Below are 22,526 nucleotides of genomic sequence, written 5' to 3' on the forward strand. Positions count from 1 at the left end.
AGCCTCTTAGCACTGAGCCAGTTCACGGCAGGCGCGCACCGCGCTCAGTGCCGCCAGAGTGGAGGTTTTCGGGTTACTGGCGAGCGGCAAGCCGCTGAGTTCGAGGTGGAATTCGCCAAACAGCCCCTCAACGTGCAGGGTGTGGGTGTTACGTTTCGTCGCCGGATCAACCATTAACTGAACACGGGTGTCATCCATACCCACACCGCCCAGCGCCACGGTTGCCGCCACGTTGGCATTCGCCGGGAAGAGGCGTGCGGCTTCCCGCGCACTGCCTTCGAAAAAGATTTGCGCCTCCTGCACTGTCGCCAGGTCAATCAGTTGCTCGGCGTAGCTCCCGCGCCAGCTGGCCGGGCTTTTACGCGACTGATAGGTCACGCGCTGCAAGCCGCCTTCTCTCGCCGCCGATAAACCGTCGATACCCGCCACCGCGCCCGCCAGCAGGGTTAATTTCCCGCCTGCGTTCAGCAACCGCTGTTCGAGTTCGCTATCGGCCAGCGCCCCAGTGGAGACAACCGCCAGATGCCAGCCGCGTTTGAGGACCGCTTCGCCGTACTGCGCGACCGCCTGCTGACTGGCACACTCCAGCACCAGATCCGGCGCGGCATCGCATTCCAGCGGATCAACCAGCGGGGTAACCTCGCCGTGAAAACGGTCGAGGATCGCCTGATGGTGTGATTCTCGCGCCACGATCCAGCCGATCGCCACGTTGTCCGGTAAACGTTCGATCACCGCCTGCGCCATCGCGCCGTAGCCAATTAACATGATCTTTTTCATCGTTGTTCCTCAAAGGTGACGGCAGAAACCGCCGGAGACATCCAGCGCCGCGCCGGTCGTGAACGAAGCCAGGGGAGATGCCAGGAATAGCAGCGCCTGCGCGGGTTCCTGCGGTTTGCCCAGGCGACCCATCGGAATGCCGCGTTTACGGGCGATGTCACCGGTCCACTCCGGCCAGCTCTGGCTTTTATCGCTGCGCTGCTCATAGCGGCGCTGCCATTGGCCGGATTCCACCATCCCCAGCAGAATGGAATTCACACGGATGCCTTTCTCCACCAGGTCTTTCGACAAGGTGAGCGTCATGTTCAGCAACGCGGCGCGCGCGGCGGAAGTCGCGATCATGTGCTCCTCCGGCTGCAGCGCCAGCAGCGAATTGACGCAGGTGATCGACGCGATATCCGACGCCTCAAGCTGGCTTAAAAACGCCTGCACCGGGTTGATGACGCCAAACAGTTTCAGCTCGGCTTCATGCAGCCATGCGCTGCGCGGGGTGTCGGCAAAATGGGCGACAAAGCCCTGCCCGGCGTTGTTGATCAGCATGTCGGCGCGGCCCAGATTTGCCTCAACGGCGGCGGCGAATGCCTGTACATCCTCTTCTTTCAGAACATCACAGCAGGCAGAGAAAACCTCACCCTGCGGAAATTCGTTGAGCAACGCGGCGTGCGCGCTGGCGAGCCTGTCCGGATCGCGGCCACAAAACGCCACTTTTGCGCCTTCGCCCAGTAACAGGCGCAGGGTTTCGAAACCGATTCCCGACGATCCTCCGGTGACTACCGCTACACGCCCTTCAATTTGTGCATTCATCGCGCACCTCTTCCATTGCCTGCAAAAGCCATTGATTAAATGTCGTTTCGTTATCGAGATAGCTGGCATGCCCTGCCTCAGGAACGGCGGTGTACGGCATGCCGTAACGGGCGGCCAGCGCCTGCGCCGCATCCGGTGGCGTGATGGTGTCCTTCTCGCCGCAGCACACGCTGAACGCCCCGCCGTACTGTTCTAGCCAGCGGTGAATATCGTCGTGCGCCAGCATCCACGCCGCCGCCAGATACCCTTCGGGACGCAGACGTCGCATCCCTGCCGCCACTGTCGCCACATCGTCCAGGCGTGCCGCCGGTTGCAGCAGTGCCGCCGCGCGGGTTTGCGCGAGGATCTCGCCGCCCATCGCGATTTGCTGTTCCCGGCTGCGCCACACCTGCTCGCGCTTTTCTGCCGTTGCATTGCCATAACCCTGCGCCGGGTCGGCCAGCAGCAAATGCACGACCCGTTCGAGGTAACGCGCGGCAAACGCGCTGGCCACCAGCGCACCCAGCGAATGCCCCACCAGCACCGTTTGCCAGACGCCCGCCCGGTCAAGCAACAGTGCAAGCGCATCGGCGTAGTCGCCTGCATTCGCTCGTTCGGTTGCCAGCATTGGGCTTTCGCCATAGCCCGGCATATCCCAGGCCAGCACGCGGCAGCCCGGTAGCGCCATCTGCTTATGCCAGGAAACGGCACCAGAACTGATGCCATGGAGCAGCATCACCGGTACGCCATGGCCCTGTTCACGAAAACCCGTCATCGTCATTCCTTAGTTGCGCTTCACTTTCGACAGCGGATGGTCTGCCGGATAAGTGGGGATCTCCGGCTTTTTGGTACCGAGCATCACGCACATCAGCGCTTCTTCTTCGCCGTGGTTAAACAGGCCGCGATAGATCCCCGCCGGAACGGAGATGAGATCGCGCTCGCGCAGTACCGTTTCGGTGTAGTTATCGCCATCCTGAATCATCAGGGTTATCTGCCCTTTCAGCATGAAGAAGACCTCCTCCACGTCATCATGCAGATGCAGCGGGCCTTCACATTTTGATGGCAGCACCATGGTGGAGAAGGTGAAGTGTTCCGCCGCCACGGTGTTGGTATCGCTGGCGACGCCAGTCGCCCCGGTGCCGATATAGCGCATCTGCGCACGGCGATATTTCGGGTCAAAATCGGCCTGGAACTTCAGCGCGTTCCAGTCATATTTTCGGCCTTCAAAGCGGGCAATACGCGACTCCACCCACTCTTCCATGCTCAGATTTTCTGGCTTGATGCCGGTTTTCGCGCTTACGGTTGAATCAGACATGACACACTCCTCAGTAACGTTTAAGCAGCGGCAGTAACAGAACGCACCCTACGGTCGCCATCACCACCAGAAAGATCAGCCCGGAATCCATACTGTGCGTGAAGGCGATCAGCGCCCCCATCACCGCCGGCGATAACGCCCCGGCAAAGTTTCCCAGCCCGTTGAAAATACCGCCCGCTGTGGCGCTCACCCGTGGATGGGTCGCTTTTGCCAGCAGGGCGAAAATATTCGGCGCGCCCACGCCCCACATAAAGGTGCTGAAGCTCATGGCGGCGATGATGGTCAGCGGCGTTTCCAGATGCATGACCGCCGTCAGGCCAATGGCCGCCCCCGCCATCGAGATAAAGCAGGCGGCTGCGCGTTTATCGACGCGATCGGAAAGCCACGCGCCTATCACTTCACCCAGCAGCATGGCGATGAATGGCATAGACGACAGCCAGCCCGCATGCTCCAGGTGAATGCCTTTGCCTTTAATCAGGTAACCCGGCAGCCAGCCATTGATGCCCCACAGATAGGTCAGGAAAGCGATGTTAAAGACGCAAATCATCCAGAAGTGAGTGCTGACAAACAGTTCCTGACGCGCCGCCCGACGCTCCTGCTGCGACTGTTGCGTCGGTTCCTGTTTCGCCGCCAGCTGCACGCCACGCAGGCCAATGCGCACCAGAATCAACACCGGGATGGTGAGAAGCGCCATGGTGAAGAAGGTGCTCTGCCAGCCAAAGTTATTAAGCAACCAAATGGAAAGCGGGAATCCAATTGCCGCACCCACGGGCGTGCCGAGCAGCCAGAGCATGGTGGCGCGCGCCTGCAAATGCTGCGGGAAAGCGTGGCGCACAATGGCGAACGCCAGCGGGAACAGCGGCCCTTCCGCCACGCCGAGCAGAATGCGCAGCGTTACCATCAGCGTGTAGTTATGCGTAAAGCCCATCATCACCATCAACACACACCACACCACCATCATGCCGGTGAGCAGGCGCAGCGGCGCGATTTTGTCTCCCAGCCCGCTCAGCAGTACGGAGGAAAAACCGTAGCTCAGCAGGAACGCGCTCATCAGAATGCCCAGACGCGTGGTGTCGAAGTCGATGCCCATCGCCTGCTGGAAATGGCTGTCAGAAAAGAGTGCGGCAATGCTGATTTTGTCGAAAAACGCCAACAGGACGCAGGCCAGCAGCGACAGCGGAATAGCCCAGCGAACGGTCGTTTCAGGCGTGCAGACGCCCTCACCGCGCGCCTCAACGGGCGCGGTGTTGTTCTCTAATGTGCTCATGTTCCCCCCTGAGGGTTACGTCGCGGTTAGCGTAGTGACATCAGTGAAAATTCGGGATCGCCTAATGGCTCGGCGTTCAGATCGCGCCCGCTCGCCATCCAGCGTTTCGCAAGCTTCACGGTGCGCGGATCGTTAAATGCCACTAGCTGATTCAGCGTGCCGTCAGCGTTGAGCGAGAAGAAAATCGGTCCTTTTTCTTCCCGGCGAACCACCGTCCGGCTGTCCGGCTGCGGAATGCCGAGGATCTGAATATTGTGCTGGTATTGATCCGACCACAGCCACGGCACGTCGTCGTATCCGGGTGCGCTGGCATCCAGCATCGCTTTGGCCGTTGCCACCGCCTGATTCTGCGCAAATGCCCATGACTGTACGCAAAGGCCGTAACGCGCGTGCTGCGCCACATCGCCCACGGCGAAGATCGACGGTTCTGACGTGCGCCCCTGGGCATCGACCACAATGCCACGATCGGTTTTCAACCCGGCATCGCGTGCCAGTTCCAGGTTGAGATCGACACCGATCCCTACCACCACCGCATCAAAAATTTCGCGCTGGCCGTCGCAGTGGATCACGGCGTTGTTATTACCCTCATCCAGTTCGATAGCGCCGCATCCGGTGCGCACATCCACGCCCTGCTGCTGATGTATCGCCAGCAGTTCAGCGGAGACTTCCGCACTGACCGAGCGCATACATAGCGCAGGCTGTTGTTCAAACAGAGTGACCGCAATACCGCTTTTGCGCGCCGAGGCGGCAATCTCCAGGCCAATCCACCCGCCACCGATAATCGCCAGCGTTTGGCTCTCAGACAGACGTTTTTTCAGACGTTGCGCATCCTGCCAGTGGCGCAGGGTATACACCTGCGGATGCGTCGCCCACGCGTCTCCCGGCAGGCGCGCCCGGCCGCCGGTAGCAATCAAAAGCTGGTTGTAGCTGAGTGACTCTCCGTTACTCAACGCAACGGTTTTTGCGTGTGGATCGATAGCCAGCGCGCGAAGCGGACGATACCAGCGCAGGTTCAGCGCCTGCTGCGCGTCCTCGCTAAACAGGCGCGGCAGCGTCGGAGAATCTTCCAGCAGTGAGGCTTTCGACAGCGGCGGGCGTTCGTAGAAATCCCACTCTTCTTCCGCCACTACGCAAATCTCGCCGTCGAAACCGTCATCGCGCAGGGTTTTCGCCGCCCAGCCGCCCGCCTGGCCGCCGCCGATAATCACGATACGTGCCGTCATACCGCCTCCGGCTTCTTCTGCTGGCGGCGGGTGTCGTGGTCGATACCGCCTTCCACCGCCCACTCGGTAAAGGAGACCAGCGAATGTTCCAGCTCGCGCGGTTGCCACTTCTCGGTGAGGTAGTCGTCGTTGGTGTAGTACTCAAACGCGCCGCCGGTTGGGCTGTTCACATACCAGAAATAGGCGGAAGAGACCGGATGACGGCCCGGGCCGATAAAGGTGCTCCAGTCATGTTTGTTCATGGCAATACCGCCGCCGATCACTTCGTGGATGTCGCGCACGGTGAAAGCAACGTGATTCAGCCCGCGCTTGCGGTTGGGCAATTGCAGCAGGAAGAGATTGTGATGGCCGCCGCGCGCCTGGCAACGCAGGAAGACTGCGCGGTTGATGTAGCGGTCAGAGACCTGGAAACCCAGCACCTCACGATAGAATTTTTCCACCGCCGCCAGTTCTTCAACAAAGAACACCACGTGGCCGATGTTGATCGGCTCCGCACGATCGTAAACCGGGCTTGGCGTGTCGATGCGGCGCGCATCGCCCCACTGGTTAATCGGCTCTACGTTGAGTTCAACCGCCTGCTGCTGGCTGACCTGCACGCGCAGGGTCATGCCGTTCGGGTCACGGCACTCCAGCGCACTGTCCACCTCGCGAAAACCCGGCTGACTGGCAAGTTTCGGGCGCAACGCATCCAGTTCCGCCTGGCTCGCCACGCCCCAGGTCATGCGACGCAGCGTATTGCCCGCTTCAAAAGCGTCCGGCAGCGTGGGAGTATCCTGCGGATTCAGCTCAACGCTTGCACCGCTCAGGGTGGTGAAACGACGCCCGCTGGCATCGCCTTTCAGGCCAAAATCGGCCATAAATTTCGCGCTATGGGCCACGTCATCGACGCCAAATTCCAGCTTTTCAATTCCGATTACACTCATGGTTCGTTGCCTCTTTGCCGCCCCACGCCCAGATTTGGGCGTAAAGCATGCCCGACGCCCTTCAGCGCCTGCATCTAACTGGTTGATTTAACTGGCTTGTGACAGATACCCTAAAAAGCCAGAGATTTTGTCCGCCGCCATGCGAACGTCATTTTGCAACCGACAGCGATCGGTTTGCGGCACCTGTTCCGAGGGCACCAGAATGCTCACGACCGCCGCCACGCGCCCGCTGCGGTCATAAACCGGATAGACGATGGAGGAGATCCCTTCGCGGAAGAATGATTCGCCAATCACGTAGCCTCGCGCTTTATCTTCCTGCACCATTTGCCACAACGCTTCCCGATCATGCGGCTGACCCAGCGTATTCCCCGGCAAACGTTCATTCGGGAAAATCTGTTCAAACTCGCTGCGCGACACATCCGTCAGCAGCATGCGGCCCAGCGATGTGCAGTGCACCGGCAGGCGTGTGCCGATACTGACATGGTTGATACGCGAACCGGCGGCGCTGACGCGGGCGATATAGATAATGTCGCGTCCGTCGCGGATCGCCAGGTGGCTGCTGCACTGGCTACTGTCGCGCAGTTGCTCAATGACCGGCTGCCCGACCTGCGCCACATCCAGCGAGGCAATATATTCAAAGCCAAGACGCAGCACGTTCATCCCAAGAGAAAAGGTATTGGTACGCGGGTTGCGCTCCAGAAACCCCATGTACTCCAGCGTCTGAACCACGCGATAAGCCGTCGCTTTCGGCATATCCACCAGCCGATGCAGCTCGGCGAAGGTCAGGTCGCGGTGCTGTTCACCAAAGGCCAGCAGCAGCTGTAAACCGCGCTCCAGACCGGGCACCAGGTACTTTATTTCGTGCTCGTTCGCCATACTGCCTCCGCCCTGATCAGTTAAAAATAAAGCCGCCGTTAACCGGAATAAGCTGCCCGGTTACAAACCCGGAGAGATCGCTCAGCAGCCACAATACGCTGCCAGTGACATCTTCCGGCTGCTGCGCGCCCGACAGCGCCCGGCCATTTTCATACAATTGATGACGCTCGGCGGGCACGTATTCTGTGGCTTCCACGCGGGTCAGACCCGGCGCAATAGCATTGATACGGATGCGTTTTTCGCCCAGTTCACGCGCCATTGAACGCGTCATGGCAATCACCGCGCCCTTACTGGCAACATAGGCCATCAGACGCGGCGCGCCCCACAGGGCAGTGTCCGAGGCCACGTTAACGATCCCCGATCCTTCACGCAGCAGAGGTACGGCGGCGCGGGTCACCAGCCAGGTGCCTTTGACGTTGACGTTCATCACCCGATCCCAGAGATCCGGATCGTAGTCGATCATATTTTTGCCGCCGACGCCGGTCGCCATTGCCGCGTTATTCACCAGCCCGTCGATCGCCCCACGTTCAGCGATGGCGGAAAATGTGGCGTCAATGGAGGCGCTATCGGCTAAATCAATCACGTAATCTTCAATACGGTAGCCCTGCTCACGCAGGCCGTGCGCGCTTTCCGCCAGCTCGCCAGCGAGGATATCGCACATCACAACCGTTGCGCCCTGCTCTGCGCAGGCTTTGGCAAAGTGGAAGCCGAGCCCGCGTGCCGCACCGGTTACCACGATACGCTTGCCGTCGAGTAAGCCGTGCATCAGGCCGCTCCCGGCTGCGCATCGCGCGTCGCCAACTGCTCTTTGGCCGCTTTCTGCATCATGCGGCGCAGGCGGGAAAGGCCGACATCATGCTGATAGAGATATTCATGATCGCGGGCGTTCGGCGCCAGACTTTCCAGCACTACGCGATCCTGCTCCAGCACTTCCCAGTGCAGTTTTTCCAGGCGATTGCGGTACATGAAACGCCAGAGATCGCGCTGCCAGCCCTGTACGCGGCGAATACGCCAGAAGAAGACGCGGCAGTTGTCGTTATCTTCCGGCACCACCATACCGACTATCCAGAAGTGACCGCCCGGCCCAAAACGTCTTTTATACGGAATAGAGAGACGCATCCAGTAAGTGCCGCTATTGCCCAGCTCAACCCAGTCAAAGTTGACGCCGCTCTGCCCTTTTTTCTCGAAGATAAAGCCGGTTTGGGTCGGTTGCAGTACCATGTCGGCTTTGCGATCGCCCTCCGCCATCGAGTGCGAAGACGAGTGAAGGTACGTGCCGTGCATCGGGTCCATGACGTTTTCCAGCGCATACTGATAATTGCATTTCCACGCGGCGGAACAGAGGAAGTTACTGTAGCTTTCGGTGTCCGCCAGCTCTTCCGGGAAGGTGAGTTCTTCCGGCTGTTGATCCGCGGTAACGCCAAACCACAGGAAAATCGCGCCGTGCGCTTCCTGCACGTTGTAGCTGCGTACGCACTGCTGGCCCACCAGCGGGCAGCGATCCACCGCCGGAACATCTTTCACTTCACCGTTGCCCGCTACTTCCACGCCGTGGTACCAGCAGGCAATACGGTCGCCGAGGTTCCAGCCCATCGACAGACGCGCGCCACGGTGCGGGCAGCGATCTTCCAGCGCCTGTACCTGACCATCTTTGTTACGCCACACCACAATTTGTTCGCCCAGGCGAGTGATCCCGACCGGTGCGGACTGGACTTCCCAGCTTGCCAGCACCGGATACCACAAACCGCGCAACCCTTTATCAAGATAGCTCTGTACTGTTGTTGTCATCACCCGCCTCTCAGTAACCGTTAACCTGTAAGAATGCCTGGAAGCTGTCATCGCTCCACGGCGCGCCCTGCTGGTCGTACATGCGAATCGCGTTCAGCCCGTTGACCAGTTCCGGCAGTGTTTCCACGCCCTGCTCGAACAACTCTTCCAGCGCGGTAATCAGCAGCAGTTCCCAGTTCTCCGGCATGCGGCTGCGGGTTTGCCAGATGATGTTTTGGTAATCACCCGGTTTATGAATGTTGCCGTTACCGCCTTCTGCGGGCGGGGTAAACTGGCGGCTTTCCGGCAACGCCGGGTTGAAATCCAGGGTTTCGCTCATGCCACGGTCTCCTCAATGAAAGTGATCTGAATTTGGTTTTCGACTACCCGTACCGGGTAGCGATTCAGGTTGCGGCCACCGGGCCCGTGCAGGCACTGGCCGGTTTTAACGTCGAACACCGCTTCATGCAGCGGACATTCCACTTTTCCCTCTTCGACAAACCCCTGACTCAACAGCGCGTAAGCGTGAGGACAAACGTCTTCCAGCGCGTAAAACTCACCGTCGACCAGATAAATACCGATCTCTTTACCTTCAATGTTGCCGCTATAAGGGAAATCTTCCTGTACCTGCTCCGCGTCACATACGCCTATCCAGCTCATCGCATTCCTCCAGGCTTTTGTTTCATATATGAAACTGTGTTTCTTATTTAATACGCTCAATATAAAAGCGGTGAATGTTTCGTCAAGCGCAAATGTGACGTTTTTGTTAAGTGAAATGCAATTAATTAGCTAAGTGTGTAATCGATCACGAAAAACTGCATCGATATGAAATTGTGATTTATGAAGGTGTAAAGAATCGGTTTTATAAATAGCGTGATATTCACTTTCAAAGATATTGACTTTTGCAGAATGCGATTATTAATAAATAGCACAAGGCTTCGCCGTTCAGTTTCACAGGTGAAACTGAAAAATAAATTTATCTTTAATATCAATTAGTTTCACTGGTAATACATTTTCAATGTGAAACTATAAATGCAAAATAATAAATAACATTTGTGGCAGGAGAAATGAGATGATTTCAGCACGCTGGCAGGGCGTCATCGCGTTATTGTTTCTAATTGTGATTTCTTATGTCGATAGGGTAAATATTTCGGTAATGATTCTCAACGCCGATTTTGTCAATCATTTCCATATAAATGAAAACAGAATGTTACAAGGAATGTTAATGACATTCTTTCTTCTGGGTTATGGATTATCGGCTTTACTATTAACTCCCGTAATGGAAAGTAAGCTCAATTATCGCCAGGGACTGTTGATCAGCATCGCGGTTTGGGCGCTGGTTTGCGCCATCTCTCCCCTACTCGGATCGCTATTCGGCATGCTTATCGCACGCGTGATCCTCGGCATTGCTGAAGGGCCGCTCTTTTCACTGAAGACACGTTACATCAGCGACCACTTTGCCGCGCAGGAGATTGGCAAACCGAACGCCGTAAGCGCCCTGGGTGTATCGCTCGGGCTGGCAGTTGGCTTCCCGCTGGTCACGTTTCTGATGCAGCATCTGGGCTGGATGGGGTCGTTTTATGCGCTTGCCGCGCTGAATCTGCTGCTGGGTGGCGGGCTGATTTATCACTTTCTGCCCGCGCCACAGAAGGCGAATCCCACCAGCAAAAAAGGGTTGAGCGAGACTTTTATGCTGGCCTGGCGCACGCCGTTGCTCGGCTGGATCCTGCTGGTTGAGATTGCCACCCTGAGCTATCTGTGGGGCAGCAGCGCGTGGCTTCCGGCCTGGCTACGCGATGAGCATCACTTCTCGCTGCACGCGACCGGTTTTCTGGCCGCCATTCCGTTTCTGCTGAGTCTGGGGTCAAAATTTTTAGGAGGGGTTCTGCTCGATAAACTACGCCCGGAACAGGCCCCGTTGCTGTTCGTCGCCGGTGGCGCGCTGACGGCGTGCTCGGTGCTGGCGCTCATGCTCAGCCATCAGCCTGCTATGCTGGGGCTATTTTTACTCTCGGCCAATATTTTCTGGGGATTACAGGGCGCAGCCATTCCGGCGGTAGTACAGCATCACGCGGCGCACGATGCGGTGGGCAGTGCCTATGGAATCATTAACGGGATTGGCAATATTTGCGCGGCGTTTATTCCGCTCCTGATGGGCGTTGTGATGAAATATGCGGGGTCGGTGAGCGCTGGATTTTCAGTTCTGGTGGCGTCGCAAATCGTGACGCTGCTGGCGGGCGGTATGTTGCTGCTGCGCATGCGTCGCGCAGCAGCGGTAAGCGCGTAACGAATTACTCGCCTTTTTTGGCTGCCTGGATGTAAAGCATTTCCAGGGCGAGGGTCGCGGCTGCCAGCGCGGTGATTTCCGACTGATCGTAGGCTGGCGCCACTTCCACAACATCCATACCCACGATGTTGAGATCTTTCAGGCCGCGCACCAGTTTGATGGCGCGGTCAGAGGTCAGGCCGCCTATCACCGGCGTACCGGTCCCTGGCGCGAAAGCCGGGTCGAGGCAGTCGATATCGAACGTCAGATAAACCGGCATATCACCGACAATCTGTTTCACCTGGGCGATGATGTCATCAGCGGTGCGATCGTTCACCTGGCAGGCGTCCAGTACGGTGAAACCGTTGTCTTTATCGAACTCGGTACGGATACCAATCTGCACGGAATGATTCGGGTCGATCAGACCTTCGTTCGGCGCGGTATAGAACATGGTGCCATGGTCGAATTCACAGCCGTTCGCATAGGTGTCGGTGTGGGCATCAAAATGCACCAGCGCCATTTTACCAAAGTGTTTCGCGTGCGCGCGTAACAGCGGCAGCGTAACGAAGTGGTCACCCCCGAAGGAGAGCATGCGTTTGCCTGCGGCCAGCAGTTTTTCTGCGTGCGCCTGCAGTTTTTCGCTCATTTCACGGGCATCGCCAAAGGCATACACCAGGTCGCCGCAGTCAACAACGTTCAGGCGTTCGCGCATATCGAAGTTCCACGGGAAGCGGTTGTGCTCCCAGGCGAGGTTGGTCGACACCTGACGGATCGCCGCCGGGCCGTGGCGGCCACCAGCACGACCCGAGGTCGCCATATCAAACGGCACGCCGGTGATCACCCAGTCGGCGTCGCTGTCATACGGTTGGAAGTTCAGCGGCAGACGTAAAAAACCAAATGCGTTAGATACCAAAGAGTTATCGTACTGATTTCCTAAGGTACTCATGGCTATGACCTCATCTAAAGTCGGTAAAAAAAATCCCCTCCGCGTCGTTAGGCCCGACGAGGAAGGGATTGATTTGGATTACAGCTTGTTGGGGCGAATTATCGCCGTTATTTTGCGCGGGTTCAAGTGAGTGTAGCAAATGTGCGGTCTGATGCCCTCACCCCGGCCCTCTCCCACAGGGAGAGGGAGAAAACCCGCACGCTCTGTCCCCTCTCCCTCAGGGAGAGGGTTAGGGTGAGGGTGTCTGTTACTCGTCTTCCAGGTACGTATACCCGTAAAGCCCCGCTTCAAACTCTTCCAGGAACTGCTGTTGCAGCGCGTCGTCCAGACCGGTGTTTTTCACCTGATCGCGGAACTGAGTCAGCAGCGTGTTGGGGTCAAGCTGCACGTATTGCAGCATATCCGCCACCGTGTCGCCTTCATCAGACAGCTCGACTTCTACGCTACCGTCAGGGAAGACGAACACGTCAACCGCTTCGGTATCGCCGAACAGGTTGTGCATATTGCCGAGGATCTCCTGATACGCACCAACCATGAAGAAGCCCAGCATCGGTGGGTTGTCCACGTCGTACTGCGGCATTGGCATGGTGGTGGCAATCCCGTCGCCGTCGACGTAATGATCAATCGCGCCATCGGAATCACAGGTGATATCCAGCAGCACCGCGCGGCGCTCCGGTACCTGATTTAAGCCTTCCAGCGGCATCACCGGGAACAGTTGATCGATACCCCACGCATCCGGCATCGACTGGAACAGAGAGAAGTTGACGTAAATTTTATCCGCCATACGTTCCTGCAGTTCATCGATAATCGGGCGATGCGCGCGGTTACTCGGGTCAAGCTGTTTCTGCACTTCGTGGCACATGTTCAGATAAAGCTGCTCTGCCCATGCACGTTCTTTGAGGCTGAATGTGCCGGAGGAGTAACCGATGTGAATGTCGTGCAGATCCATCTGGCTGTCGTGCAGCCATTCGCGCAGCGAGCGGCGCGTGCCGGGTTCATGCATCTCCTGCCAGGTTTCCCACATGCTTTGCAGCGCACGCGGGGCGTCGTCAGCAGGCGGGGTCGCCTCGGTATATTCGTTGCGCTCAACGCCGATGATGTTCGACACCAGCACCGTGTGGTGCGCGGTAACCGCGCGGCCAGATTCGGTGATCACCGTCGGGTGCGGCAGGCCGTTCTCTTCACAGGCATCGCCAATCGCCCAGATGATGTTGTTGGCGTATTCGTTAAGACCGTAGTTTACCGAGCAATCGGACTGGGAACGTGTCCCTTCATAGTCAACGCCCAGGCCGCCGCCGACGTCGAAGCACTGGATGTTCACACCCAGTTTATGCAACTCAACGTAGAAACGCGCCGATTCACGCACGCCAGTGGCGATGTCGCGAATATTGGCCATCTGAGAACCCAGGTGGAAATGCAGCAGTTGCAGGCTGTCGAGATGGCCTGCATCACGCAGAATATCCACCAGTTGCAGCACCTGCGTTGCCGCCAGGCCGAATTTGGATTTCTCACCGCCAGAAGACTGCCATTTACCAGAGCCCTGCGAGGCCAGACGCGCACGCACGCCAAGGCGCGGTACAACGTTCAGTCGTTCGGCTTCTTCCAGCACGATGGCGATTTCGGACATCTTTTCGATAACCAGATAGACCTTATGGCCCATCTTCTCGCCCACCAGCGCCATACGAATGTATTCACGGTCTTTGTAGCCGTTACACACAATCACGCTGCGGGTCATGCCGGCATGCGCCAGTACAGCCATCAGTTCCGCTTTCGAACCTGCTTCGAGCCCCAGCGGTTCGCCGGAGTGGATCAGGGATTCAATGACGCGGCGATGCTGGTTTACCTTGATCGGGTAGACCAGGAAATAGTCGCCGTTGTAACCATAAGACTCACGCGCGCGCTTAAACGCGGCGTTAATCGAGCGCAAACGGTGCTGGAGGATCTGCGGGAAGCAGAACAGCGCAGGCAGGCGCTGCCCCTGCGCTTCACGCGCTTTTACCAGCTGCGCCAGGTCAACGCGAGCTTGCGGAACGTCCGGGTCAGGGCATACGCTGATATGGCCTAACTCGTTGACGTCATAGTAGTTATTGCCCCACCAGGCAATGTTGTATGTGCGTAGCATCTTGCTTGCTTCCTGGGAGCTCATCGCAACCTCCTGCATGGAACGTAGTACACCTTGTTCGCCCGCTGACGAAGGCAAACCCATAGACATGTCGTCAGACATAGCGAACCTCAATAATTTGTATCTAGTGTAAAACAGTTAACTACTATCGCAGCGTAACGATGCGATAACAACCCATATACAGCCTGATTTCCCAGCGCGTTATGCTGGTGCATCGACTGTGCGACCGGTTTCTTGTTCATATCATTGTAAAACACGCAACCGAACTTAAGACGATGTTCGGAGAAACCACGAGAAATCTCTTGCCGTTGCAAGAGCGCCCTTGTTCAGTTCCGGGAAGCCTGACCGGCCCTGGAGTCCTGAGAAGCGCCGAAATGGGTAAAACATCGGCAGGTATACAAAGCAGAGATACTGAGAACGGGAGTCGGGTTCACACCAGGACGGTGTGACAGAATTGGCACAATACAACGGTTCATTATTTGATATCACCTCCACGCCAGCCCCGCAGAGCTTGCTATAGCCAAAAAACACATGTTTTAGCCCGGCTGGAAGTGGCGTCACGAAATCAATTCGTGCACTTTTTTGGTATGAGCCGCGCGCCGCGTTTTATACCGGGAAGACGGGTAAAAAGCAAAATAAAAATACGGACTCTGCCAGCAATGTCAGGAAAAATTTCCACCTTGCGTTGCGCAAGAATGCGAGCCAAATCAAAAAACGCTGGAAATCGGATTAAGAAGTAACCTAGAATAGCCGTCCAGAAGTTAATCCGTCTATACTGACTTCTTGTGTGCCGACCTGCTGCCCTGTTTTTTTGCGCATCGCATCGCGCGGGCACCGCCACATGAAGCTTATCTAACTCTATTTTTTCCAGGGTGAAGAAATTATGGCAAAACACCTATTTACGTCCGAGTCTGTATCCGAAGGGCATCCTGACAAAATTGCGGACCAAATCTCCGACGCTGTGCTTGACGCTATCCTCGAACAGGACCCGAAAGCGCGCGTAGCCTGTGAAACCTACGTAAAAACAGGCATGGTTTTGGTTGGCGGTGAGATCACCACCAGCGCATGGGTTGATATCGAAGAGATCACCCGTAACACCGTTCGCGAAATTGGCTATGTGCATTCGGATATGGGCTTTGACGCCAATTCCTGTGCCGTACTGAGCGCAATTGGTAAACAGTCTCCGGACATCAACCAGGGCGTTGACCGTTCTGACCCGCTGGAACAGGGCGCGGGCGACCAGGGCCTGATGTTTGGTTATGCAACCAACGAAACCGACGTGCTGATGCCAGCGCCGATCACCTACGCACACCGTTTGGTGCAGCGTCAGGCTGAAGTGCGTAAAAACGGCACGCTGCCATGGCTGCGTCCGGATGCGAAAAGCCAGGTCACCTTCCAGTATGACGACGGTAAAATCGTCGGTATTGATGCGGTCGTCCTGTCCACCCAGCACGCTGAAAGCATCGATCAGAAATCCCTGCAAGAAGCAGTGATGGAAGAGATCATCAAGCCAGTTCTGCCGACTGAATGGCTGAACGCGTCTACCAAATTCTTCATCAACCCAACCGGTCGTTTCGTGATCGGCGGCCCGATGGGCGACTGCGGTCTGACCGGTCGTAAAATTATCGTTGATACCTACGGCGGCATGGCGCGTCACGGCGGCGGCGCATTCTCTGGTAAAGATCCGTCTAAAGTTGACCGTTCCGCAGCGTACGCGGCACGTTATGTAGCGAAAAACATCGTTGCTGCGGGCCTGGCTGACCGTTGTGAAATTCAGGTTTCCTACGCAATCGGCGTGGCAGAACCGACGTCCATCATGGTGGAAACCTTCGGTACTGAGAAAGTGCCTTCTGAACAACTGACCCTGCTGGTGCGCGAGTTCTTCGACCTGCGTCCATACGGCCTGATTCAGATGCTGGATCTGCTGCACCCGATCTACAAAGAGACCGCAGCTTACGGCCACTTTGGCCGCGAACATTTCCCGTGGGAAAAAACCGACAAAGCGGCGCTGCTGCGCGATGCTGCCGGCCTGAAATAATCTCACCACCGTCTTGCCTGAAGGCCAGCCTCGCGCTGGCCTTTTTTTATTTCTAACGCGCGATTTATGAAAGCGATTACACGCCATAGCCTGTCAAGCCAATTGACGTAGCCAGGCATGTTACATAGCAAATGCTCTGTTGTTACATTTATTTTTCAGGCTAATCTTAAGCATTATTTTTTCCCGCCACATTTCACAATTAACCATTTGATTACTATAATTTTTAATGCATAGTCACTGTGAATGATAGTGTAAGCGATTACACTCATGTGATTACTATCACATCTTTTTACGCCTGACTCACTTAACCTTTACATCGACCAATCTAATAATTCAAATGGAGGGCATAATGCCTGACAATAAAAAACAGGGGCGTTCTAACAAGACAATGACCTTCTTTGTCTGCTTCCTGGCCGCCCTGGCCGGACTTCTCTTCGGTCTTGATATTGGTGTTATTGCCGGTGCCCTACCCTTTATCACCGATGAATTTCAGATTTCTCCACACACCCAGGAGTGGGTGGTCAGTTCCATGATGTTTGGTGCCGCGATTGGTGCGGTCGGCAGTGGCTGGCTCTCCTTCCGACTTGGGCGTAAAAAAAGCCTGATGATTGGCGCCATCCTGTTTGTTCTCGGTTCGCTGTTCTCCGCTGCCGCGCCAAACCCGGAAGTGCTGATTATCTCTCGCGTGCTGTTGGGCCTGGCCGTGGGTGTCGCGTCTTATACCGCGCCACTCTATCTGTCTGAAATCGCACCGGAAAAAATTCGCGGCAGTATGATTTCTATGTACCAGCTGATGATTACCATCGGTATCCTCGGAGCATACCTGTCAGATACCGCATTCAGCTACTCTGGCGCATGGCGCTGGATGCTGGGCGTGATTATCATTCCGGCGATTCTGCTGCTGATTGGCGTATTCTTCCTGCCGGACAGCCCACGCTGGTTCGCGGCCAAACGCCGCTTCCACGACGCGGAACGCGTACTGCTTCGTCTGCGCGATACCAGCGCGGAAGCGAAACGCGAGCTGGATGAAATCCGTGAAAGCCTGCAGGTCAAACAGAGTGGCTGGGCGCTGTTTAAAGAGAACAGCAACTTCCGCCGCGCGGTGTTCCTGGGCGTACTGTTACAGGTGATGCAGCAGTTCACCGGGATGAACGTCATCATGTATTACGCGCCGAAAATCTTCGAACTGGCGGGTTATACCAACACACACGAACAGATGTGGGGCACGGTTATCGTCGGCCTGACCAACGTACTGGCGACCTTTATTGCCATCGGGCTGGTTGACCGCTGGGGCCGTAAACCAACGCTGACGCTGGGCTTCCTGGTGATGGCCATCGGCATGGGCGTACTGGGTACAATGATGCACGTCGGTATCCATTCGCCGTCTGCACAGTACTTCGCGATTGCCATGCTGCTGATGTTTATCGTGGGTTTCGCCATGAGCGCCGGCCCGCTGATTTGGGTACTGTGTTCTGAAATTCAGCCGCTGAAAGGCCGCGATTTCGGTATCACCTGCTCGACCGCGACCAACTGGATTGCCAACATGATCGTCGGCGCAACGTTCCTGACCATGCTCAACTCGCTGGGCAACGCTAACACCTTCTGGGTTTACGCCGGTCTGAACCTGTTCTTCATCGTGCTGACTATCTGGCTGGTTCCGGAAACCAAACATGTGTCGCTGGAACATATTGAACGTAACCTGATGAAAGGTCGTAAACTGCGTGAAATCGGCGCACACGACTAATCTCCCCCTGTTGTCGGGTGGCGCTACGCTTACCCGACCTACCTGACGCATCCTGGCCCGAAAGCGAAACGCTATCGGGCAAACCTTCCTCTTGCACTTGCCCTGCTTCCCGCTCTATCCTCTGCTCCATGAAAAGCCCTCGAATTCCTATCGCCCTCCAGCAAAGTGTGATGCGTTGTCTGCGGGAAAATCTTGCCAAAGCAAATCTTGCGCTCAAGCGTAACTACCCCGAGCCAAAGCTGGTTTATCAACAGCGCGGCACCTCGGCGGGTACCGCGTGGTTGCAGGAGTATGAAATTCGCCTCAATCCGGTACTGCTGGCGGAAAATCAGCAGGCATTTATTGATGAAGTGGTTCCGCACGAACTGGCGCATCTGCTGGTCTGGAAACACTTTGGCCGCGTCGCGCCGCACGGGAAAGAGTGGAAATGGATGATGGAAGCCGTACTCGGCGTTCCGGCACGCCGTACGCATCAGTTTGAACTGAGCTCAATACGCAGCAAAACCTTCCCCTACCGCTGCCGCTGCCAGCTGCATCAATTGACCATTCGCCGCCATAATCGCGTGGTGCGCGGTGAAGCGACCTATCGCTGTGTACACTGCGGCGAGCCGTTGGTTGCCGAATTGTAACTGATGGAATTTTCTGGAAGTTTTCTGATCTGACTGATTGCATCTGACCTTTGCTTTCGCTACGTTGCGGGCTCGTTTTGAGACGGAGTTCGTGATGTCCCCTAAAGTAGCATTCGAAGTCGTGTTTTTAACGGCGGCGCTCTCAGGCCAGGTGCTGGCCGAAGGTATTAAAAGTTTTTCCCAGGCTAAAACCGCTGGCGTAAAAGTAAACAGCGATGTCCCGGGTGATTTCTACTGCGGCTGTAAAAATAACTGGCAGGGTAAGAAAGGCGTCATTGACCTTGAGTCCTGCGGTTACAAAGTGCGTAAAAATGAAAACCGCGCCAGCCGCGTTGAATGGGAACACGTGATGCCCGCCTGGCAGTTTGGTCACCAGCGTCAGTGCTGGCAGGACGGCGGGCGGAAAAACTGCGCCAAAGATCCGCTGTACCGCAAAATTGAAAGCGATATGCATAACCTGCAACCGGCGGTCGGAGAGGTGAACGGCGATCGCGGTAACTTTATGTATAGCCAGTGGAACGGCGGCGAAGGCCAGTACGGTCAGTGCGCCATGAAGGTAAACTTTAAAGAGAAAGTGGCCGAGCCGCCGGTACGCTCGCGCGGCGCCATTGCCCGCACCTACTTCTATATGCGTGACACGTATCAAATCAATCTTTCCCGCCAGCAGACGCAGCTTTTCAACGCGTGGAATAAGCTGTATCCGGTCAGTGAATGGGAGTGCGAGCGCGACAGGCGCATCGCCAAAATTCAGGGTAACCATAACCCTTACGTGTTGCAGGCTTGCCAGGCGCAAAAGAGCTAACCTACACTAGCGGCTAATTGTTTAATTTTCTGCCGGACATTTCCCCCTCACCCTGGCCCTCTCCCTCAGGGAGAGGGAACGGACAGTGCCTGGTACCTAAGCTATTAATGGAACGTCACATCATGCGCATCCCCCGAATTTATCACCCTGAACACATCACCGCCGGGCATGAAATCGCCCTGTCGGAAGACGCGGCAAACCATGTTGGCCGTGTGCTGCGCATGGGGCCGGGTCAGGCGATTCAGCTTTTCGATGGCAGTAATCAGGTCTTCGACGCCGAAATTACCCACGCCGATAAAAAGAGTGTGCGGGTGAATGTGGTGAGCGGAGAGATCGATAACCGCGAATCGCCCATCCACATTCACCTCGGCCAGGTGATGTCGCGCGGCGATAAAATGGAATTCACCATCCAGAAATCAATCGAACTCGGTGTAAGCCTCATAACGCCACTGTTTTCTGAGCGCTGTGGCGTTAAACTGGATGCCGAGCGTTTGAATAAGAAGATCCAACAGTGGCAAAAAATCGCGATTGCCGCCTGTGAACAGTGTGGCCGCAACACCATTCCGGAAATTCGCCCGGCGATGAATCTGGAACAGTGGTGCGCCGAAGAAGATAGCAGTCTGAAACTGAACCTGCATCCGCGCGCCAGCGCCAGCATCAATACGCTGCCGTTGCCGGTGGAGCGCGTGCGTTTGCTGATTGGCCCGGAAGGCGGTCTCTCGGCAGATGAAATTGCCATGACCGCACGCTACCAGTTTACTGATATCCTGTTGGGACCTCGCGTTCTGCGTACTGAGACTACCGCGCTCACCGCCATTACCGCACTGCAGGTGCGCTTTGGCGATCTGGGCTAATACCGGCTTCCAGGAGAACTAGAATGATTAAGCTCGGCATCGTGATGGACCCCATCGCAAACATCAATATCAAAAAAGACACCAGCTTCGCGATGTTGCTGGAGGCACAGCGCCGGGGCTATGAACTCCATTACATGGAGATGAATGACCTCTATCTGACCAACGGTGAATCCCGCGCACGTACGCGTCTGGTGAATGTTGAGCAGAACTATGACAAATGGTACGAATTTGGTAGCGAGCAGGATATCGCGCTTGCCGACCTCGATGTGATTCTGATGCGTAAGGATCCGCCGTTTGACACCGAATTCATCTACGCGACCTATATTCTGGAACGCGCGGAAGAGAAAGGCACGCTTATCGTCAACAAACCGCAGAGCCTGCGTGACTGTAACGAGAAGCTCTTCACCGCCTGGTTCTCTGAGCTAACACCAGAAACACTGGTCACGCGTAACAAAGCGCAGTTGAAAGCGTTCTGGCAAAAGCATGGCGACATCATCATGAAACCGCTGGACGGCATGGGCGGCGCGTCGATTTTCCGCGTCAAAGAAGGCGATCCTAACATTGGCGTTATCGCTGAAACCCTGACCGAGCTCGGCAACCGCTATTGCATGGCGCAAACGTACCTGCCAGCAATCAAAGACGGTGACAAACGCGTGCTGGTCGTTGACGGCGAGCCTGTACCTTACTGCCTGGCGCGCATTCCGCAGGGCGGCGAAACCCGTGGCAACCTGGCCGCCGGTGGCCGTGGCGAACCGCGTCCGCTGAGCGAAAGCGATTGGGAGATCGCCCGCAAAGTGGGCCCAACGCTGAAAGCGAAAGGTCTGATTTTTGTCGGCCTGGATATCATCGGCGATCGCCTGACCGAAATTAACGTCACCAGCCCAACCTGCGTGCGTGAAATCGAAGCGGAGTTCCCGATTTCCATCACCGGGATGCTGATGGACGCTATCGAAAAACGTTTAGGTAAGTAACTTCTGCGGCGGGAGGGAACCCGCCACAACCAGGCTTTCCTGCCAGGCGCTGACGCGCGTTTACAGGACTGCCTGGTGACAGCACGCCTCTTTCCCCGCATACTGGACGTTGCTGCTTTTTGAACCAGGACAGAACCTCTGACAATGAATTTACAGCATCACTTTCTTATTGCCATGCCGGCTCTTCAGGACCCCATCTTCCGCCGTTCGGTTGTCTATATCTGCGAGTATAACGACGATGGCGCAATGGGGATTATCATCAATAAGCCGCTGGAAAACCTGCAAGTTGAAGGCATTCTGGAAAAACTGAAGATCACGCCCGATCCGCGCGATCCGTCGATTCGCCTCGATAAACCGGTGATGCTCGGCGGCCCGCTGGCGGAAGATCGCGGCTTCATTCTGCACACGCCACCGGCGTCGTTTTCCTCAAGCATCCGTATCTCTGATAACACCATCGTCACCACGTCGCGCGACGTGCTGGAAACCCTGGGCACAGCGGCACAGCCAACTGACGTGCTGGTTGCGCTGGGTTACGCATCTTGGGAGAAAGGCCAGCTGGAGCAGGAAATTCTCGATAACGCCTGGCTCACTGCGCCTGCCGACCTCAATATTCTGTTTAAGACCCCGATCGCCGATCGCTGGCGCGACGCGGCAAAACTTATCGGCATCGATATTCACACCATGCCTGGTGTGGCGGGGCACGCATAATGAGCGGAACCTTTCTCGCATTTGATTTTGGCACCCGCAGCATTGGCGTCGCGGTCGGCCAGCAAATTACCGGTACCGCGCGCCCACTTAACGCCCTGAAAGCGCAAAACGGCACGCCAGACTGGACGCTTATTGAGAAGCTGCTGAAAGAGTGGCAACCGGCGTTAGTGATTGTCGGCCTGCCGCTGAATATGGACGGCACTGAGCAGCCACTTACCGCGCGTGCACGTAACTTCGCCAATAAAATTCATGGCCGTTTCGGTGTGGCGATTAAACTGCACGATGAGCGTCTGAGTACTGTTGAAGCCCGCGCCGGGTTATTCGAGCACGGTGGTTTTCGTGCGCTGGATAAAGGCAGCGTGGATTCGGCCTCTGCGGTGGTGATTCTGGAGAGTTACTTCGAGCAAAGCTACAGTCAGTAGTCAGGCTAGCATAACGTGTACATTGTGGGCGTTAGAGACAGGAAAGCCGGATGGCGCTAGCGCTTATCCGGCCTACAACGTTTCCAGTGTAAA

At 56.4% G+C, this 22,526-nt stretch carries 25 protein-coding genes; 9 read left to right on the forward strand and 16 right to left on the reverse strand.

Annotation, left to right across the window (positions count from 1 at the left end):
* Positions 1–6 precede the first annotated feature (6 nt).
* From NMC31_RS10275 to NMC31_RS10330, 12 genes are all read right to left on the reverse strand, one after another.
* Positions 7–777 (reverse strand): aspartate dehydrogenase, encoded by a 771-nt coding sequence (locus tag NMC31_RS10275; protein ID WP_253897854.1) that lies wholly within the window; start codon positions 775–777, stop codon positions 7–9.
* Between the two features lie 9 nt (positions 778–786).
* Entirely contained in the window at positions 787–1,581 is a 795-nt protein-coding gene (locus NMC31_RS10280; RefSeq protein WP_149463265.1) for an SDR family oxidoreductase, read from the reverse strand.
* On the reverse strand, positions 1,565–2,335 hold the full coding sequence (locus tag NMC31_RS10285; protein ID WP_253897855.1) for an alpha/beta fold hydrolase: 771 nt from the start codon (positions 2,333–2,335) through the stop codon (positions 1,565–1,567). Before NMC31_RS10285 ends, NMC31_RS10280 begins: the two co-directional genes overlap by 17 nt.
* Before the next feature lie 9 nt (positions 2,336–2,344).
* On the reverse strand, positions 2,345–2,875 hold the full coding sequence (locus NMC31_RS10290; RefSeq protein WP_015963087.1) for a cupin domain-containing protein: 531 nt from the start codon (positions 2,873–2,875) through the stop codon (positions 2,345–2,347).
* Between the two features lie 10 nt (positions 2,876–2,885).
* Positions 2,886–4,142: an MFS transporter gene (locus tag NMC31_RS10295; RefSeq protein ID WP_253897856.1), complete on the reverse strand. Its 1,257-nt coding sequence runs from the start codon at positions 4,140–4,142 to the stop codon at positions 2,886–2,888.
* Between the two features lie 26 nt (positions 4,143–4,168).
* Positions 4,169–5,365: an NAD(P)/FAD-dependent oxidoreductase gene (locus tag NMC31_RS10300; protein WP_253897857.1), complete on the reverse strand. Its 1,197-nt coding sequence runs from the start codon at positions 5,363–5,365 to the stop codon at positions 4,169–4,171.
* Positions 5,362–6,288 carry a VOC family protein gene (locus tag NMC31_RS10305; RefSeq protein WP_253897858.1) on the reverse strand — a complete coding sequence of 309 codons (927 nt, stop codon included), beginning with the start codon at positions 6,286–6,288 and terminating at the stop codon, positions 5,362–5,364. The genes NMC31_RS10300 and NMC31_RS10305 overlap by 4 nt, the downstream gene beginning before the upstream one ends.
* An 87-nt stretch (positions 6,289–6,375) precedes the next feature.
* A complete protein-coding gene (locus NMC31_RS10310; RefSeq protein WP_149463260.1) occupies positions 6,376–7,164 on the reverse strand; it encodes an IclR family transcriptional regulator in 789 nt (262 codons plus the stop codon).
* A 16-nt stretch (positions 7,165–7,180) separates the two neighbouring features.
* Positions 7,181–7,930 carry an SDR family oxidoreductase gene (locus tag NMC31_RS10315; RefSeq protein WP_253897859.1) on the reverse strand — a complete coding sequence of 250 codons (750 nt, stop codon included), beginning with the start codon at positions 7,928–7,930 and terminating at the stop codon, positions 7,181–7,183.
* Complete coding sequence (locus tag NMC31_RS10320; RefSeq protein WP_253897860.1) at positions 7,930–8,952, reverse strand: Rieske 2Fe-2S domain-containing protein; 1,023 nt, start codon at positions 8,950–8,952, stop codon at positions 7,930–7,932. Before NMC31_RS10320 ends, NMC31_RS10315 begins: the two co-directional genes overlap by 1 nt.
* A 10-nt stretch (positions 8,953–8,962) precedes the next feature.
* Positions 8,963–9,271, reverse strand: a complete 309-nt coding sequence (locus NMC31_RS10325) for a recombinase-like helix-turn-helix domain-containing protein (protein WP_253897861.1) — start codon at positions 9,269–9,271, stop codon at positions 8,963–8,965.
* The gene (locus tag NMC31_RS10330) at positions 9,268–9,591 is read right to left on the reverse strand and encodes a Rieske (2Fe-2S) protein (RefSeq protein ID WP_149463257.1); all 324 of its coding nucleotides are present in this window, start codon (positions 9,589–9,591) and stop codon (positions 9,268–9,270) included. Before NMC31_RS10330 ends, NMC31_RS10325 begins: the two co-directional genes overlap by 4 nt.
* 415 nt (positions 9,592–10,006) lie before the next feature.
* On the opposite strand from NMC31_RS10330, the gene NMC31_RS10335 reads away from it, so the two are divergent.
* Positions 10,007–11,218 (forward strand): MFS transporter, encoded by a 1,212-nt coding sequence (locus NMC31_RS10335; protein WP_253897877.1) that lies wholly within the window; start codon positions 10,007–10,009, stop codon positions 11,216–11,218.
* Between the two features lie 4 nt (positions 11,219–11,222).
* Here the strand turns inward: NMC31_RS10335 and speB are convergent, their stop codons facing one another.
* The 4 genes from speB to yqgG all read right to left on the reverse strand — a co-directional run bounded on the left by speB (position 11,223) and on the right by yqgG (position 14,741).
* On the reverse strand, positions 11,223–12,143 hold the full coding sequence (speB, locus tag NMC31_RS10340; RefSeq protein WP_015963077.1) for an agmatinase: 921 nt from the start codon (positions 12,141–12,143) through the stop codon (positions 11,223–11,225).
* Between the two features lie 247 nt (positions 12,144–12,390).
* Positions 12,391–14,367 carry a biosynthetic arginine decarboxylase gene (gene speA / locus NMC31_RS10345; RefSeq protein ID WP_149463256.1) on the reverse strand — a complete coding sequence of 659 codons (1,977 nt, stop codon included), beginning with the start codon at positions 14,365–14,367 and terminating at the stop codon, positions 12,391–12,393.
* 8 nt (positions 14,368–14,375) lie between these two features.
* Positions 14,376–14,507 carry an acid stress response protein YqgB gene (yqgB, locus tag NMC31_RS10350; RefSeq protein WP_149463255.1) on the reverse strand — a complete coding sequence of 44 codons (132 nt, stop codon included), beginning with the start codon at positions 14,505–14,507 and terminating at the stop codon, positions 14,376–14,378.
* Positions 14,508–14,591: 84 nt separating this feature from the next.
* Positions 14,592–14,741, reverse strand: coding sequence for a small protein YqgG (yqgG, locus tag NMC31_RS26275; protein ID WP_436650032.1), 150 nt, complete (start codon positions 14,739–14,741; stop codon positions 14,592–14,594).
* A gap of 407 nt (positions 14,742–15,148) precedes the next feature.
* Here yqgG and metK point away from each other — a divergent pair, with 407 nt between their 5' ends.
* The 8 genes from metK to ruvX all read left to right on the forward strand — a co-directional run bounded on the left by metK (position 15,149) and on the right by ruvX (position 22,433).
* Positions 15,149–16,303 carry a methionine adenosyltransferase gene (gene metK / locus NMC31_RS10355; protein ID WP_015963075.1) on the forward strand — a complete coding sequence of 385 codons (1,155 nt, stop codon included), beginning with the start codon at positions 15,149–15,151 and terminating at the stop codon, positions 16,301–16,303.
* Positions 16,304–16,652: 349 nt separating this feature from the next.
* Entirely contained in the window at positions 16,653–18,047 is a 1,395-nt protein-coding gene (galP, locus tag NMC31_RS10360; protein ID WP_149463254.1) for a galactose/proton symporter, read from the forward strand.
* Between the two features lie 128 nt (positions 18,048–18,175).
* Positions 18,176–18,676 (forward strand): SprT family zinc-dependent metalloprotease, encoded by a 501-nt coding sequence (locus NMC31_RS10365; protein ID WP_149463253.1) that lies wholly within the window; start codon positions 18,176–18,178, stop codon positions 18,674–18,676.
* 94 nt (positions 18,677–18,770) lie between these two features.
* Positions 18,771–19,478 (forward strand): deoxyribonuclease I, encoded by a 708-nt coding sequence (endA, locus tag NMC31_RS10370; protein WP_253897862.1) that lies wholly within the window; start codon positions 18,771–18,773, stop codon positions 19,476–19,478.
* A gap of 122 nt (positions 19,479–19,600) precedes the next feature.
* Complete coding sequence (gene rsmE, locus NMC31_RS10375; protein WP_253897863.1) at positions 19,601–20,332, forward strand: 16S rRNA (uracil(1498)-N(3))-methyltransferase; 732 nt, start codon at positions 19,601–19,603, stop codon at positions 20,330–20,332.
* Positions 20,333–20,355: 23 nt separating this feature from the next.
* Positions 20,356–21,303: a glutathione synthase gene (gshB, locus tag NMC31_RS10380; protein WP_149463250.1), complete on the forward strand. Its 948-nt coding sequence runs from the start codon at positions 20,356–20,358 to the stop codon at positions 21,301–21,303.
* A 144-nt stretch (positions 21,304–21,447) separates the two neighbouring features.
* Positions 21,448–22,011: a YqgE/AlgH family protein gene (locus NMC31_RS10385; RefSeq protein ID WP_231826279.1), complete on the forward strand. Its 564-nt coding sequence runs from the start codon at positions 21,448–21,450 to the stop codon at positions 22,009–22,011.
* Positions 22,011–22,433 (forward strand): Holliday junction resolvase RuvX, encoded by a 423-nt coding sequence (gene ruvX / locus NMC31_RS10390; RefSeq protein WP_149463249.1) that lies wholly within the window; start codon positions 22,011–22,013, stop codon positions 22,431–22,433. The genes NMC31_RS10385 and ruvX overlap by 1 nt, the downstream gene beginning before the upstream one ends.
* Positions 22,434–22,526: the final 93 nt, after the last annotated feature.

The sequence above is a fragment of the Pseudocitrobacter vendiensis genome, assembly GCF_943590815.1.
GTDB classification, from domain to species: domain Bacteria; phylum Pseudomonadota; class Gammaproteobacteria; order Enterobacterales; family Enterobacteriaceae; genus Pseudocitrobacter; species Pseudocitrobacter vendiensis.

Excerpts from the sequence above, each read along its gene's own strand:
- NMC31_RS10275 (WP_253897854.1), bottom strand. The coding sequence starts at position 777 with ATGAAAAAGATCATGTTAATTGGCTACGGCGCGATGGCGCAGGCGGTG.
- NMC31_RS10280 (WP_149463265.1), bottom strand. The coding sequence starts at position 1,581 with ATGAATGCACAAATTGAAGGGCGTGTAGCGGTAGTCACCGGAGGATCG.
- NMC31_RS10285 (WP_253897855.1), bottom strand. The coding sequence starts at position 2,335 with ATGACGGGTTTTCGTGAACAGGGCCATGGCGTACCGGTGATGCTGCTC.
- NMC31_RS10290 (WP_015963087.1), bottom strand. The coding sequence starts at position 2,875 with ATGTCTGATTCAACCGTAAGCGCGAAAACCGGCATCAAGCCAGAAAAT.
- NMC31_RS10295 (WP_253897856.1), bottom strand. The coding sequence starts at position 4,142 with ATGAGCACATTAGAGAACAACACCGCGCCCGTTGAGGCGCGCGGTGAG.
- NMC31_RS10300 (WP_253897857.1), bottom strand. The coding sequence starts at position 5,365 with ATGACGGCACGTATCGTGATTATCGGCGGCGGCCAGGCGGGCGGCTGG.
- NMC31_RS10305 (WP_253897858.1), bottom strand. The coding sequence starts at position 6,288 with ATGAGTGTAATCGGAATTGAAAAGCTGGAATTTGGCGTCGATGACGTG.
- NMC31_RS10310 (WP_149463260.1), bottom strand. The coding sequence starts at position 7,164 with ATGGCGAACGAGCACGAAATAAAGTACCTGGTGCCCGGTCTGGAGCGC.
- NMC31_RS10315 (WP_253897859.1), bottom strand. The coding sequence starts at position 7,930 with ATGCACGGCTTACTCGACGGCAAGCGTATCGTGGTAACCGGTGCGGCA.
- NMC31_RS10320 (WP_253897860.1), bottom strand. The coding sequence starts at position 8,952 with ATGACAACAACAGTACAGAGCTATCTTGATAAAGGGTTGCGCGGTTTG.
- NMC31_RS10325 (WP_253897861.1), bottom strand. The coding sequence starts at position 9,271 with ATGAGCGAAACCCTGGATTTCAACCCGGCGTTGCCGGAAAGCCGCCAG.
- NMC31_RS10330 (WP_149463257.1), bottom strand. The coding sequence starts at position 9,591 with ATGAGCTGGATAGGCGTATGTGACGCGGAGCAGGTACAGGAAGATTTC.
- speB (WP_015963077.1), bottom strand. The coding sequence starts at position 12,143 with ATGAGTACCTTAGGAAATCAGTACGATAACTCTTTGGTATCTAACGCA.
- speA (WP_149463256.1), bottom strand. The coding sequence starts at position 14,367 with ATGTCTGACGACATGTCTATGGGTTTGCCTTCGTCAGCGGGCGAACAA.
- yqgB (WP_149463255.1), bottom strand. The coding sequence starts at position 14,507 with ATGAACAAGAAACCGGTCGCACAGTCGATGCACCAGCATAACGCGCTG.
- yqgG (WP_436650032.1), bottom strand. The coding sequence starts at position 14,741 with ATGAACCGTTGTATTGTGCCAATTCTGTCACACCGTCCTGGTGTGAAC.
- metK (WP_015963075.1), top strand. The coding sequence starts at position 15,149 with ATGGCAAAACACCTATTTACGTCCGAGTCTGTATCCGAAGGGCATCCT.
- galP (WP_149463254.1), top strand. The coding sequence starts at position 16,653 with ATGCCTGACAATAAAAAACAGGGGCGTTCTAACAAGACAATGACCTTC.
- NMC31_RS10365 (WP_149463253.1), top strand. The coding sequence starts at position 18,176 with ATGAAAAGCCCTCGAATTCCTATCGCCCTCCAGCAAAGTGTGATGCGT.
- endA (WP_253897862.1), top strand. The coding sequence starts at position 18,771 with ATGTCCCCTAAAGTAGCATTCGAAGTCGTGTTTTTAACGGCGGCGCTC.
- rsmE (WP_253897863.1), top strand. The coding sequence starts at position 19,601 with ATGCGCATCCCCCGAATTTATCACCCTGAACACATCACCGCCGGGCAT.
- gshB (WP_149463250.1), top strand. The coding sequence starts at position 20,356 with ATGATTAAGCTCGGCATCGTGATGGACCCCATCGCAAACATCAATATC.
- NMC31_RS10385 (WP_231826279.1), top strand. The coding sequence starts at position 21,448 with ATGAATTTACAGCATCACTTTCTTATTGCCATGCCGGCTCTTCAGGAC.
- ruvX (WP_149463249.1), top strand. The coding sequence starts at position 22,011 with ATGAGCGGAACCTTTCTCGCATTTGATTTTGGCACCCGCAGCATTGGC.